Genomic DNA, 13,131 nt, shown 5'->3' with positions numbered 1-13,131 from the left:
GCGTGCATCCACATTGGCAAAACAGGAGTCCGAGGGGCATTGCGTTGGTAGCCTCCGAATGAAGTGGGCCATTTTTTAGAACTACACTCTCATACCTATTTCTTCCTCTTCAAATGACTCTTAGCCCTTCCACGAGGAAGTACTTTCACCCTCATCACATGTGAATCGTTTTTGATTCAATCCCGAATCTTTTCAGATACAGTTCTTTTCTCAATCCCCTCAAGCCAACTCTAGCATTCTCGTAAGTTGCGGAAAAGTCTGGGCGGCTCGGCTTGCGTATTTCCGGCATATATCCTGCCTTGAGTAAGACTTGGATTAATTAAACATAGGGAGGTAACGCAATGCTGATCCAAAAATTGGTGCGCGTCTGGAAAATGAAAACCCTTCTACCTGTTATCGCCATAGGCCTAGCCCTGCTCTGCTATGCCGCAAGTGCATATGCGCAGGTGGTGGCGAAGTGTTGGACGATGGTGGGCTCCGATGGAACCGTGGACCAAGCCGACCTAAGTATCGTTGCTCTCAGCTCCAACACGGCGGCGGTCCGTAGTGGGGTTTCTAAGGGTACGGTAGATATTCGCTACAATGTTGTGGCAATGGACGGAGTTTTTGGAGGGGACAGGAATACCAAGACTCTAGCAGTTCGCTTAGCCGATAACGGACCAGACGCACAGGTTATTGTGCGTCTCCAGCAATTAAATATTTCCACTGGAGTAATTACTCTCCTGGAAGAACTTAATAGTAACGATTTTGATCCCCAAACCACAGCCCAGAGGCGTGCTATACTTTTCAACTGTGACAAACCTGATTTTGATTTCGCTAACAATGTTTACTATGTTGAAGCTCAACTTATAAAGACCGGCCCTAGTGGCACGCCGCTGATACGGGCTATCCAAATATGCAATAACGGTGTGTGTTAGATATTACATTTGATCTAACACAGACCCGGAATGGGATAGCTCTAGCTGTAGGTAGCTCCCCCGTCTTCACAGACGGGGGAGCTCAGGGCTCAAGCTGTGGTTGCCCCTCCCTAGTAGATTACAGTCACCTATGAAAACAACTATAAGGGGACAAGCACAATAGTCGACAATCCGAAATATCCTCGTGCGTCTCAGGCATGAGTATTGACTTGTTACAATTTGATGCTCGACGGTCCTAGAGCAGACAGGCGCTGTGCTCTTTCGAATAATATTCTTCACCCCTGGACACCGGCCAGGGCCCATTGGAGCGTGACGTTATACTAGCCTCTCAGACTCAAACCCATCTACTATCTGCCAGAGTGCTCATTTCACCCTCTCTCGGTGATCACTGTAGAACTGCTCAGCGTCTGCATCGCAGCATTACTTGCTTCCGCTCTCACGCTGTTTTCAGGATTTGGGCTCGGCACGCTGCTGATGCCGGTGGTGGCCCTCTTCTTTCCCCTAGAATTGGCGATTGCGATGACGGTCATGGTCCATTTGGCGAACAACCTCTTCAAGATTGGACTGCTCGGCAGAAAAGCGGACGCTTCGGTTCTGCTGAAGTTCGGGTTGCCCGCAATTGCGGCAGCCTTTGTGAGAGCTGCATTGCTGACGTATCTGGGGAAAGTCAACCCGATCTACGAATACCACGCATTCGGGAGCAATCGGCAGGTCTCAGTGCTCAAGTTAATCATCGGTGCACTCATCGTGTTATTTGTTATCTTGGAACTCTCCCCGACATTCTCGAAGACTGCGCTCGGTCGCAAATGGCTTCCGTTCGGCGGCGTTATCAGCGGGTTCTTCGGCGGATTGTCGGGGCATCAAGGCGCTTTCCGCAGCATGTTCCTGATTAAGGCGGGTCTAGAGAAAGAGGCGTTTGTGGCTACTGGAGTGGTGCTGGCTGTCATGGTCGATCTCTCTCGCATGGTCATCTACGGTGTCAGCGTCTCGGCTCATGGTGATGCCGTTGAGTGGCCGTTGGTTATCGGTGCCAGCATCTCTGCCTTTGCCGGGGCATACGTCGGGGCAAAGATGCTCAAGAAGGTCACGCTCCGATCGGTCCAGTTGATGGTCTCGGCTCTGTTGATTGTGGTCGGCTGTGGGCTGATCGCGGGTGTCTTGTGACTCGACTATGCGGCCTTTCTCCCTACAGCTTGAGGCGTTCGACATAGCCGGTCAGCTCGACGTAGCCTTGGCCCTTGATGGGTTTGCCTTGTTTAGTCCCCGTCACAGCCACCGCCCCTTCCCAATAGGAAACCTTGGTGCTGCGCGAGGTGCGTAATTCCTGATCTGCGAGCAGCGGCGTGACATCCAGCACAAGGTCGAGTGACGGGAATGTCAGCTTCCATCGGCTGGGATACGTGGCCTTGCTCTCAGGGCTGGTCCAAGTGCCGGTCGATTCGATCTGAAAGTCTGTCACCTCCAGATGTCGAGTGCGTCCATCCGGCGACACGGTGGTCCCGCTAGACGCCAGATCGGACGAGCCGTCTTTCCGCCGCATCCGATACAGCATGAGCTCGGTGTCGTCTTCCAACTGGATGCTGAACCAGTCCCATCCGACTTGATCGGTCCCGAGTTCGGCCGACCCGAATTCATGATCCATCCAGGTGAGACCCGTCACTTCGAACTGTTCGCCGTCGATCGTCAGGCTACCCGTTGTCACGAGTCTGGTAAACGAATAGTAGTGAGAGGCTTGACTGACATCTTTCCCTTTTCGGCTAATACCTGCTGCGCCGTGGGTGACGAGCGGCTTGGCCGGTTGGAGTGTGAGGGCGAGCGAATGGGTTTCGTCGTGGGCGACCACGGTATGAGAGCCGGTCGAGTCCGTGGCAGCCTCCGCGCGCCAATCATCGATCCAGACGCGAAGCCGCGACTCGTCGGCACCGGCCTTCCCCAACCCATCCCGGCTGAACTTTTCCGAGAAATGAAATTTCTTCCCGTTGATATCGGTCACGGCAAAGTGGGCCAGATAGAGGTGGCTGATCGACCATTTGGACGGCAGAGTTTTGATGTCGTCAGGCGGCACCCCTCGACGGAAGAAGGTCAATTCAAAGCCAAATGCTCGTCCGTTTTTCGACCGCAGATGGCCTGTGTAGTACCACCACTCGGTTCGATAGCGAGCATGCGATCCATGGTCTCTGGGAAACTCGTACCGATAGCCGGCAGTCGCCGGTTGAAAGGGTGCGGAAGCCGGACTTGCGGCGAGCGCCGTCGGCAAAGTCAGGCTCAGCAAGACAGGGACTACCATGAGGATCCGTCCCCAGTCTGTCACGCGCTGCCTTGTCTCGTCAGCCAATTGTAAATGGATCACGTAACCTGAGCCCTCCCGGTGCATCGTTTATATCACGCATCCGACCTATGAACCAATCGACTGTCTCAGAGCGATGTTTCGAATTTGCTCTTGGCTCGACGCCGAGCAAACGGCGTTGACAATTTTCACACGTGTCAGCTATCGTGAGCCATGCAGGCTGATCATGAGCGGGGGCCGTCTGATTGGAGTTCGTCCAAACATGTCGAACCGTTTCCAATTCCCGATCGCCTTCCGGTGTTTCCGTTACCAAACGTGGTCTTTTTCCCCAGGACGTATCTGCCGCTCCATATTTTTGAACCACGCTATCGCCAGATGATCGCTGATGTGACAATGGGCGGTCAATGTATTGCCATGGCGCTGCTGAAAGAAGGGTGGGAGCCGGACTACTATGGGAATCCGGCCATCTATCCCGCGCTATGCATCGGACGGATCGTGAGCGTACAACCCTTGCCGGACGGGCGCTCCAACATCTTGCTACAAGGGCTCGAACGGTGCGAGATTTCCGAAGAACACTTCGACAAGCCCTATCGCGAAGCGACGATTCAGGTCACGCCCATGTGCTCCACCGAGGGGCTGGCCAAAGGCGTTCGGCAAGCGCTGGTCGATGTGCTTGGACGGTACCTTCAGGCGAGAGAAGATAGTGCAGCGTGGCAAGGGTTTTTTCGCGAAGAAGTCAGTGATGAAGTTTTGGTCAATACTCTCTCAACCTATTTGGACTGTACCCCCTTGGAAAAACAATTTTTACTGGAAGCGGATGGGCTCCACCAACGAGCTCGTCGATTGAACGATCTGGTTCAATTCATGCTCCACGAACCTCACGGCATAAAGGGCTTGGACTAAATGGATCGGACCATCGCAATCGACGTCAGCCATCTGAGCAAAACCTATGACAGCTATAAGGCTGTCGATGACCTCTCGTTCCAGGTCTACGCAGGAGAGATTTTTGGCCTGCTGGGACCGAACGGCGCAGGCAAGAGCACCACGCTTCGCACCCTCATCACATTGCTGCACCCGACATCGGGCGCGGCGACGGTCATGGGGTACGATACGGTGCGGGATGCGGACAAGGTTCGGACCCTCATCGGGTACGTGCCCCAAGAACGCGCGATCGACCGGTTCCTCACCGGACGTGAACACTTACAATTGCTGGGCGCGCTCTATCATCTGACGAAAGAAGAAGCGGCCAAACGCATCGCCGAACTGCTCACACTGGTCGAACTGGAGGCCCATGCGGACCGGCCGGCCAAGACCTATTCCGGTGGGATGAAACGCAAGCTCGATATCGCCTGCGGATTGCTGCCTGACCCCAAAGTCTTGTTTCTCGACGAGCCCACACTTGGCCTCGACGTACAAAGCCGTCTCCGGATTTGGGAGTACGTTCGAATGCTCAAAGCCCGCGGGATGACGATTGTGATGACGACCAACTATCTGGATGAGGCCGATCAACTCTGCGATCGACTTGCGATTATCGACGGGGGCAAGATCAAAACGCTAGGCTCACCAGTCGAGCTCAAAATTGCCCTCGGTGGGGACATTGTGTCCCTGACCTTGAAAGAAACCGACCGGATTCATTCGTTAGAGTCCGAGCTCAAAGATCGGCCTGCGATCAAGGCCGTGCGGGCAACCACCAAGGGCTTGGATATCAGAGTAGAATCCCCAGAAAAAGCATTGCCCACCATTCTCGAATCAGCCAATCGACTAGGTTGTAACATCGAGTTTATTCAATATAACCGTCCGCGCTTGGACGATGTGTTCATCGCACATACGGGACGGGCCATCACCGAATCTATCCCGGAATCCGAGACGGCGTAAAGGAGTCCTGTGGCGCACTATTGGCAAGAAATCAGCGCGTTAACGATGCGGTGGGTTCGGCGATTGAGCCGGGAAAAATTCAGCATGCTGTTCACCTTGGTACAGCCGATGCTGTTCTGGCTCATCTTCTTCGGCAACCTGTTTGAACGGGCCGCAGACACACAGGTCATGCAGGCTCCCAACTACATCAGTTTCCTCGCCGCCGGCGTCGTCGTCATGACGGTCTTGAACAACGGCTTGGCCGGCGGGGTCGATCTGCTGTTCGACAAGGAAAACGGGTTCCTCGAGCGGTTAATGTCCACGCCGATCCATCGAACCTCTGTCATCATCAGCCGGTTTATCTTCGTCATGGCAATCACGTCGATGCAGGTCCTCGTGATTCTCGGCGTATCGTACCTCTTTGGTGTCCAACCCGCGACAGGTATTCTTGGTGTGGCGATGATCGTACTGATCGGCATGATGTTCGGGATCGGCCTGACGGCCATCTCCATGGCGATGGCCTTCTCCGTGAAAAGTCACGGTGATTTCTTTTCCGTCTTGGGATTTCTGTCGCTGCCGATGATTTTCCTCAGTTCCGCGTTGGTGCCGTTGACGGCGATGCCGGGATGGATGAGCTTTCTGGCGCAATTCAACCCGATGACCTGGGCGATCGATGCTGTGCGGCCGTTAATTCTGTCTGGCTGGACTGAAGCGTTGCCGCATGTCGGAATGGTGGTCTTGGTCATGCTGGTGTTCGATGCTCTCTGTCTGTACGGCGGGGCCAAGGCATTCCGTCGTGCCATGGGGTAACCTCACCCTGAACCATGGATCGCTTGACTGACGACGAAATCCGTCAGATCATAACCTCAATGCCCCCACACGTCAGCCTGTGAGCGACGGAGAGTCGTAGGAGATGATGCCGGAGAATCAAATTCGTGCGCTGATACGCCTCCTGTCCGATGAGGACGACCGAATTGTCCGTACTATCAGCGGAAGACTCATCGATATCGGCCCATCGGCCGTCCCGCTTCTTCAGGAGGCGGAAATTGAGCAACCGGAAATGGCCGATCGGATCGCGTCTGTCCTAGAGGAAATCCGAGGAAGCAAGCTGGAGGATGAACTAGCGAGCCTGACAACCCTCACGGACGACGCGATGCGTCTCGAATCCGGCGCCTTCCTGATCGCTCGCTATACCTATCCTGCACTCGATGTCGCTCGCTATCGTGAACAGCTCGATACCATGGCAGACGAAGTTCGAGCGCGGATTGGCTATCGAGCCTCCGGCGAAGAGGCTGTCAACGCCCTTAACCGCTACCTGTTCACCGAACAAGGGTTTAAGGGAAATACTAAAAACTACTATGAAATTGAGAACAGTTACATCAACTGCGTCATGGATCGGCGAGTTGGTATCCCCATCAGCTTGTCAGCCGTCTATCTCTTGATCGGACAGCGTTTGGCACTCCCACTGTTTGGCGTTGGCATGCCGGGGCATTTCTTAGTGAAATACGAGTCCGATCGGTACAAGATTTTCATTGACTGCTTCAACGGTGGAGCCTTGCTCACCGAAAAAAACTGCGCTCGATTTCTGACCGAAGCCGGATACGGGTTTGATGAGAAGTATCTGCAAAAAAGCCCGGTTCAAGCGATTCTGTCCCGCATGATCAAAAACCTGTTGGCGATCTATTCCAAGTCGGGGGAAGAGGAAAAGACCGCTCGCCTCACCAAGTTCATCGAGATCCTAGGCGGTGCTCCACGCGAAGAAGGGCTATAACGGACACTCCTTGCCGCATCGAGCAGGGTATTCAAAATGGCCGCCAGCGCGGTCGCAGCGAGCGAAGAGGCGAAGCGTACTCAGTACCGTACGTTGAGCCTCTGAGCGATGCGAGAACAAAGCTCGCGGACTTTTTCAACATCCTGATAGGCTAGACTCGAATCGTCAACAGATCCTTCCCCTTCCAAATCTTGCCACCATACTGCTCAGCCGCTTGGCCTCTCACGTCGTATCGATCCGTAATCGGATAGAAGTGCGAGAGGACAAGTTGTCCCACCCCGGCCTTCTTCGCCACCTGACCACACTGTCCAGCGTGCAGATGGGCGGGGCCAGGCTTGTTTGCTGGAAATGAACAATCGAGCACGGCCAAGTCGGCATCTGTGCACAGTCGAATAAGCGCGTCACAATATTGCGTATCTCCAGAATACACGATCACCTTCCCACGGTACTCGATCCGATAACCGACGGACGAGAGGTCTGGTACGTGGACCACTGGTTTGGGAACGATACGAGTTTCTCCGATCATGAACGGCTTACTGGATACCTCGCGCAAGGTCACGCGGAATGGAGCTGAGTCAAAACTCGGGAAACTGCGCATGATCGACCGGAGAAGACGGATCGTGCCTTTCGGGCCAATCAGCGTCATCCCTGGGCGATGCCCTCCTCCGTATTTGGCATAGATGATCGCATCGAAAAAGAAGGTGATGAAATCAGAAAAGTGATCGGCATGAAAATGGGAAAACAGAATATGCGTGATCTGGTGCCGATTCACACCGGTTTTGATCAGGTTCATCAACGTGCGAGGGCCAAAATCCAAGATGATCGATTGATCCGTCCGTACCAGATACCCAGCTGCGGCACGCGTGGGATGCACGTTGGTTCCAGAACCGAGAATAGTTAGGCGCATAGGTACGTCATTGAGTGCTCTCCGTGAGGCAGAATAGTCGTAACAAGAAACCCCGGTCAAGATAGCGCGTTGGACAGCAGTTGATTCGTTGACGACCAATCAACTCCGCTCGTATGATTTCTCCCCCATGACGAAACAACCTCAACAGGGGCAGATGATCCCCCTCCTATTTGTCGTACTGATCATTCTCATCATCGTTGCAGTATGGACCTGGAAACGGTTAGCGGTTGAGACGCAAGACTACATCGTCGATCAAGCTGTGCCGATCGCCGCAATTGGGCTCGTGGCTGCCGGCCTGCTGTTCATATTGATCAAGGCGGTGGCACGCCGACGCACGAGGTCTCGAGAACGCAGCAGGCTCCTGACGCTGTTTGAGCGAGAAACGGGCCAAGACAAACGACTCGACCTCGCATTTGCCTTACTGGAAACCAATCAATATCGCGCTACTGGGATCCAATCTGCCGTCCCTGCTCTCAGGGAACTGTTTGCCACGACCCTGGAACGGGCGTTGGGCGACAAGCAGCATCGCATCAGGGGCATGGCAGCCAGTCATCTGGGAGCGTTGGAGGATCTGTCTGTCGTGCCACTGCTTGTGAAGGCCCTTGAGGATGACCATGCGTACGTCCGCTCCTGCGCCGCCTTGGGGCTCGGACGACTCAGGGCAACGGAAGCGCGTGAACGACTGAAGGTGGTTGCAGAACAAGATTGGGATCAAACGGTACGAAGTCGAGCCAGAGAAGCATTGGAACGGATGCGAGAGTAACAATCATGCGGTTTGCGGCTCGGCCCATTCCTGCATCCAGTCAATCACGGCGATCTCAGGCCGACAGTTGAAGCGGAATGGGAGGAAGGACCAACCCAACCCCCGGTTGACGTAGAGCCTATGTGGGCCTGATTCGTGCCAGCCTGCCACGCGGCCATTACAGCCAGGAGGAAGCCAGAAGGTGGGTATGCCCGGCACCCGCCATTGCCCGCCATGGCTGTGTCCGCAGAGGATTAGGTCAATGGCATGATGATCTTCCACATAGTCGAGGATGTTGGGGGCATGGGCGAGCAGCACGGTACAGCGTGACGCGGCGCGAGGCGGGACACATCGAAGATCCGCGCGATGAAGCGATGGGTCATCGACGCCAACAATCGCGAGTTCTCCCTTTCCTGTTGACACGATGGCGCTTTGATTCACCAGCAGCGTGATCTTGTGCCGATCGGCCAGTTCGGCATATTGTGCCACCGGTACACCGCTATAGTGGTCATGATTGCCCAACGTCATGTAGATAGGGGCTATGACGCGAAGCTGTTCGAGAAAGCGAAAGAGATGAGGAAGTCCTTCGGGAACGTTGAGCAAGTCCCCGGTGATGAAAATCCAATCAGGATGAAGCTCCCTCACGGTGTCGACGATGCGATCGTGACGTGGGCAATATCGGTCAATATGCAGGTCGGTGATATGGACGGCACGACCAGCCAGAACACTATGCGCCTGCGTGTACCGCGTCACCTCATGCTCTGCAAGGCCAAATTCCCAGTCGGGGATGAGACTGAATAGTTGGTAGAGGGGATAGCCGAGACAGTAGCCAATAGAGGCTCGCGCGCGATCAGGCCATGACACCGCCCGCCGCCGGCTCATTCCATAACCTGTCTCTTATCTGATCGTTTCCACATGGACCAGAAAAGTATACCATGGGCTTACGTTTCACCAGATTCGACAACACATTTGGGCTATTCATCGTCAGCCCAACGAAGGAATACCTGTGACGCAACCAATCGAGCCCTTCCTCACTAGCAACGTGCCTGGAATCGGTGGACAAATCCGCGCCGTGCCCGAAGACTTTCAGGTCGAGGAACGGCCGCTCTACCTTCCTTGCGGGGAAGGTGAACATCTGTACATCACGATCACTAAGCGAGGCCTCTCCACGCCGGATCTTGTTCGCCAACTTTCCTCTACATTGGGTGTGAGAGCTCAAGCCATCGGGGTCGCCGGATTAAAAGATTCACGAGCCGTCACCACTCAGATGGTGTCGCTGCAAGGAGTCACGATGGAACAGGTGTCGGCCCTGAAGATCGATGACATGGTTCTAAGCCTTCAGATCCTCGGGCGCCATCGTAATCGCTTACGAACCGGTCATCACTCTGGCAATCACTTCCGTTTAGTCATCCGCAATGTCGCGGATCACGCGGCTGAAACCGTGCAGGCTGTTCTTCAACAACTCAGCGCACGCGGCGTGCCCAACTACTTTGGCCCTCAGCGACAAGGGAAGAAGGGCGATAACTACGAAGTTGGCGCCGCACTCCTCCACGATGCGCGGCGGCGAGAAAGGATGAATCGGTCCCAGCGCATCTGGTACCTCAACACCTATCAGTCGTTTTTATTCAATCGCATCCTCGCCCGGCGCATCGATCAGATCGATCGCCTATTCGTCGGTGATTGGGCGACAAAACTGGAGAATGGCGCCTGTTTTCAAGTTGAGAATGCTGAAAGCGAACAGCCTCGCGCAGATCGTTTTGAGATCAGTCCGACCGGCATCCTCTTCGGCTCACGCGTGTCCTGGGCGAGTGGCGAGCCTGGTGGAATCGAAGAAGCTGTCATTGCCGAAGCAGGCACAAGTAAAGAGAGTCTCGTCGCCGCCGCGAAAGCTTGTGGATTCCGTGGCGAACGCAGAGCGCTCCGCATCCCCCTCACTGAACTTGAATGGTCACTCAGCGGTGATGTCCTTACCCTCTCTTTCAGCCTCCCTCCCGGCGCCTATGCCACGAGCGTACTCCGAGAACTGATGAAAATATCCCCCGCGAACGCTTAGTTCCTCTCATTTTCTTTCCCCTGGCATAGCGGGTGGTACTATATGGTCACATCCACTGAGGGCGGCTGTGAACCACTACCAAGAACGCGTGTGTCTTCAAGGACACATCATCGACTCTCTCGTACTCGCTAAGGTGCTCGATCTCATCCTGATGATGGGAGGAACCTTCGACCTGGAGGACGTGCACATCGGCAAGACAAGGGAAGAAGCGTCTCATGCCCGTATCCGGATCCAAACTGCTTCAAGAACGCTTCTAGACGACATTTTGAAGGCGATTCAGCCACACGGCGCCTCGATCGAACGTGAGGCCGACTGCCGCACCGACTGTGCGCCTGCCGACGGGGTGTTACCCGATGACTTCTATGCCACGACACACCTCCCCACCCAGATCCGGCTCAACGGTCGATGGCTAGACGTGGATCGAATCGAAATGGATCTCGCGATCGTGGTCAATGAGGCTGGCTCCGCCGCCCAGGCCGTGCCGATGAACGAAGTTCGTCGTGGGGATCACATCGTGATCGGTCGAGAGGGGGTGCGTGTCATTCCCCTCCAGCGGCCACGCGAACGAGACGTCTTTGGGTTCATGGAGTCTCAGGTCTCGGCTGAACGGCCCCATGCTCATATCATCGCCGACGTCGCGACTCGAATGCGTCAAATGAGAGAGCGACACAGAGAGCGGCAGAGCGACTCACACGTCTTGCTGGCCGGTGGACCAGCCATCATTCATGCCGGTGGGCGAGAGGCGCTGACCTGGCTGATCGAACAGGGGTTTATTCATATCCTGTTTTGTGGGAATGCGCTGGCTGCACATGACATGGAAGCTGATCTGTTCGGCACATCACTCGGCTACGGACTCACAGCAGGGCGCGCAGTCCCACATGGCCATGAACATCATTTGCGGACCATCAACCGCATTCGGACGATTGGAAGTATTGAGACGGCGGTCACGTCGGGAATGATCAAGCAAGGAATCATGGCAGCCTGTGTCCGCCAAGGCGTCTCGGTGGTCATGTCCGGAACGATTCGTGACGATGGGCCATTGCCCGGAGTGATCACGGATTCCGTTCTGGCACAACGCGCGATGCGCGCCTTGATCCCTGGCGTTGGGCTGGCTCTCCTTGTCGCCTCGACACTCCACTCCGTGGCGACGGGCAATCTTCTGCCGGCAACCGTTCCCACTGTCTGTGTCGACGTAAACCCGTCGGTCCCGACCAAGCTGGCCGACCGAGGGAGCTTTCAGGCGGTCGGCCTCGTCATGGATGCGGCATCGTTTCTGTCGGAACTTGCCAGGCTGTTGGGGAAGTCCACATGAGCCGCCTTCTCGTCTGTCCTCCGGATTTTTTTGGGATTGAGTATGAGATCAATCCCTGGATGCGGCGTACCAATCGCGTCGATCACGGACGGGCGGTGCGACAGTGGCATGAATTGATGCGCGTCCTCGGAAAAGACGTGGGCGTCGTGCTTGAACACATGACTCCCATGCCTGGGTTGCCCGACCTCGTATTTACGGCCAATGCCGGCATCGTGGCGGGACGAACCGCCGTCGTGAGTCGCTTCCGGTACCCTGAGCGTCAGCCTGAAGAAGCTCATTTTGAAGATTGGTTCCGTAAGCAGGGCTATGACGTGGTCACAGTAGACCACGAGCTGTATTTTGAGGGAGCAGGCGATCTCCTGGGTTTTTCAGAATACTGGTTCGGTGGCTATCGACAACGATCGGATATCCGCGTCTTCCCAATCCTTAGTGAGCGCTTTCACCGAGAAATCATTCCCCTCGAACTTGTCGACAGCCGCTTCTATCATCTGGATACCTGCCTCTGTTCTTTGAGCGGCGGCGAGCTCCTCTATTTCCCTGCTGCCTTTGATCGCTATGGCCAGGCAGCGATTGCAGAACGGATTCCTGACAAGCTGCGTCTTGCCGTTCCAGAAGATGAAGCCCTACAGTTCGCCTGCAATGCCGTTTGTGTCGGGAAACATGTCGTTCTTCCTACGGGGTGTCCCACCACTCAAACCTGGCTCCGTATGCGAGGATATGAAACCCACCCGGTTCAGCTCGATGAGTTCATGAAATCCGGTGGGTCCGCCAAGTGTCTCACGCTCGCATTGGACTGAGAAACGTCATTGGTCAATCGATGAACGGACACGAATTTATTCTGATCAATGACGAATGACTATTGCCCAATCACTTTGTTCTGAACAGAAACGCGCCATACATGCCGGCAATCGCGACTGTAACGAGCTCAATGGTTAGAAGCATGCGGCTTACGACACCGTCCGGAGTTGGAGGAGAGAGGATGAAATGCAGACCGAGAAACTCCGGGGTCTGCGTCGGCGGTGTCTCCCATGGAGGGAACAAGACGGCCAGGATCAGCACAACGACCATTCCGTAGAGTACCGCGAGATTGAGTTGGTCTGGTGCCGAAGTGCTAGGGGGTTGAGTAGCGGACCGACTATCCGATCGGTCGGCGAGTTGCCGACCGCATTGGATACAGAAACGGTTGATCTCCGGTTGTGACCGGCTGCAGGCAGGACAGACTTGCATCCTTGAGTATTCCCTGTACGCCACCTACATACATGGAAATGTCCTAAAGATGCCAGAGGGA

Annotated in this window: 14 protein-coding genes; 10 read left to right on the top strand and 4 right to left on the bottom strand. The window is 55.1% G+C overall.

What is annotated here, in order from left to right:
- Positions 1-341: 341 nt before the first annotated feature.
- Complete coding sequence (locus E8D52_08110) at positions 342-917, top strand: hypothetical protein (protein ID TKB68935.1); 576 nt, start codon at positions 342-344, stop codon at positions 915-917.
- Positions 918-1,301: 384 nt separating this feature from the next.
- On the top strand, positions 1,302-2,081 hold the full coding sequence (locus E8D52_08105; protein TKB69447.1) for a sulfite exporter TauE/SafE family protein: 780 nt from the start codon (positions 1,302-1,304) through the stop codon (positions 2,079-2,081).
- Between the two features lie 22 nt (positions 2,082-2,103).
- Here the strand turns inward: E8D52_08105 and E8D52_08100 are convergent, their stop codons facing one another.
- Entirely contained in the window at positions 2,104-3,291 is a 1,188-nt protein-coding gene (locus E8D52_08100) for a carotenoid 1,2-hydratase (protein ID TKB68934.1), read from the bottom strand.
- Positions 3,292-3,417: 126 nt separating this feature from the next.
- Here E8D52_08100 and E8D52_08095 point away from each other — a divergent pair, with 126 nt between their 5' ends.
- The 4 genes from E8D52_08095 (at position 3,418) to E8D52_08080 (ending at position 6,829) form a co-directional block, all read left to right on the top strand.
- Positions 3,418-4,107, top strand: coding sequence for a Lon family ATP-dependent protease (locus E8D52_08095; GenBank protein ID TKB68933.1), 690 nt, complete (start codon positions 3,418-3,420; stop codon positions 4,105-4,107).
- Positions 4,108-5,079: an ATP-binding cassette domain-containing protein gene (locus E8D52_08090; GenBank protein TKB68932.1), complete on the top strand. Its 972-nt coding sequence runs from the start codon at positions 4,108-4,110 to the stop codon at positions 5,077-5,079.
- Between the two features lie 9 nt (positions 5,080-5,088).
- Positions 5,089-5,868 (top strand): ABC transporter, encoded by a 780-nt coding sequence (locus E8D52_08085; GenBank protein ID TKB68931.1) that lies wholly within the window; start codon positions 5,089-5,091, stop codon positions 5,866-5,868.
- A gap of 103 nt (positions 5,869-5,971) precedes the next feature.
- Positions 5,972-6,829, top strand: a complete 858-nt coding sequence (locus tag E8D52_08080) for a hypothetical protein (GenBank protein ID TKB68930.1) — start codon at positions 5,972-5,974, stop codon at positions 6,827-6,829.
- A gap of 151 nt (positions 6,830-6,980) precedes the next feature.
- On the opposite strand, the gene E8D52_08075 is transcribed toward E8D52_08080, so the two are convergent.
- Positions 6,981-7,736 carry an MBL fold metallo-hydrolase gene (locus tag E8D52_08075; protein TKB68929.1) on the bottom strand — a complete coding sequence of 252 codons (756 nt, stop codon included), beginning with the start codon at positions 7,734-7,736 and terminating at the stop codon, positions 6,981-6,983.
- 127 nt (positions 7,737-7,863) lie between these two features.
- On the opposite strand from E8D52_08075, the gene E8D52_08070 reads away from it, so the two are divergent.
- On the top strand, positions 7,864-8,499 hold the full coding sequence (locus E8D52_08070) for a HEAT repeat domain-containing protein (protein ID TKB68928.1): 636 nt from the start codon (positions 7,864-7,866) through the stop codon (positions 8,497-8,499).
- A gap of 3 nt (positions 8,500-8,502) precedes the next feature.
- On the opposite strand, the gene E8D52_08065 is transcribed toward E8D52_08070, so the two are convergent.
- Entirely contained in the window at positions 8,503-9,360 is an 858-nt protein-coding gene (locus tag E8D52_08065) for a hypothetical protein (protein TKB68927.1), read from the bottom strand.
- A gap of 124 nt (positions 9,361-9,484) precedes the next feature.
- On the opposite strand from E8D52_08065, the gene E8D52_08060 reads away from it, so the two are divergent.
- The 3 genes from E8D52_08060 to E8D52_08050 all read left to right on the top strand — a co-directional run bounded on the left by E8D52_08060 (position 9,485) and on the right by E8D52_08050 (position 12,640).
- On the top strand, positions 9,485-10,531 hold the full coding sequence (locus tag E8D52_08060; protein TKB68926.1) for a tRNA pseudouridine(13) synthase TruD: 1,047 nt from the start codon (positions 9,485-9,487) through the stop codon (positions 10,529-10,531).
- 67 nt (positions 10,532-10,598) lie between these two features.
- Positions 10,599-11,843, top strand: a complete 1,245-nt coding sequence (locus tag E8D52_08055) for a TIGR00300 family protein (GenBank protein ID TKB68925.1) — start codon at positions 10,599-10,601, stop codon at positions 11,841-11,843.
- Positions 11,840-12,640, top strand: coding sequence for a hypothetical protein (locus tag E8D52_08050; protein TKB68924.1), 801 nt, complete (start codon positions 11,840-11,842; stop codon positions 12,638-12,640). Before E8D52_08055 ends, E8D52_08050 begins: the two co-directional genes overlap by 4 nt.
- A gap of 70 nt (positions 12,641-12,710) precedes the next feature.
- Here the strand turns inward: E8D52_08050 and E8D52_08045 are convergent, their stop codons facing one another.
- Positions 12,711-13,070, bottom strand: a complete 360-nt coding sequence (locus E8D52_08045) for a hypothetical protein (protein TKB68923.1) — start codon at positions 13,068-13,070, stop codon at positions 12,711-12,713.
- Positions 13,071-13,131: the final 61 nt, after the last annotated feature.

It is taken from the genome of Nitrospira sp., from assembly GCA_005116745.1.
Lineage (GTDB): Bacteria > Nitrospirota > Nitrospiria > Nitrospirales > Nitrospiraceae > Nitrospira_D.
The sequence above is the reverse complement of the archived record's forward strand: the minus strand, read 5'-3'. Positions and strand labels throughout refer to the sequence as shown.

Bases quoted from the DNA above. Each gene is read 5' to 3' on its own strand.
- E8D52_08075 (TKB68929.1), bottom strand. From the start codon at position 7,736: ATGCGCCTAACTATTCTCGGTTCTGGAACCAACGTGCATCCCACGCGT.
- E8D52_08070 (TKB68928.1), top strand. From the start codon at position 7,864: ATGACGAAACAACCTCAACAGGGGCAGATGATCCCCCTCCTATTTGTC.
- E8D52_08100 (TKB68934.1), bottom strand. From the start codon at position 3,291: ATGCACCGGGAGGGCTCAGGTTACGTGATCCATTTACAATTGGCTGAC.
- E8D52_08045 (TKB68923.1), bottom strand. From the start codon at position 13,070: ATGCAAGTCTGTCCTGCCTGCAGCCGGTCACAACCGGAGATCAACCGT.
- E8D52_08095 (TKB68933.1), top strand. From the start codon at position 3,418: ATGCAGGCTGATCATGAGCGGGGGCCGTCTGATTGGAGTTCGTCCAAA.
- E8D52_08065 (TKB68927.1), bottom strand. From the start codon at position 9,360: ATGAGCCGGCGGCGGGCGGTGTCATGGCCTGATCGCGCGCGAGCCTCT.
- E8D52_08050 (TKB68924.1), top strand. From the start codon at position 11,840: ATGAGCCGCCTTCTCGTCTGTCCTCCGGATTTTTTTGGGATTGAGTAT.
- E8D52_08080 (TKB68930.1), top strand. From the start codon at position 5,972: ATGATGCCGGAGAATCAAATTCGTGCGCTGATACGCCTCCTGTCCGAT.
- E8D52_08090 (TKB68932.1), top strand. From the start codon at position 4,108: ATGGATCGGACCATCGCAATCGACGTCAGCCATCTGAGCAAAACCTAT.
- E8D52_08110 (TKB68935.1), top strand. From the start codon at position 342: ATGCTGATCCAAAAATTGGTGCGCGTCTGGAAAATGAAAACCCTTCTA.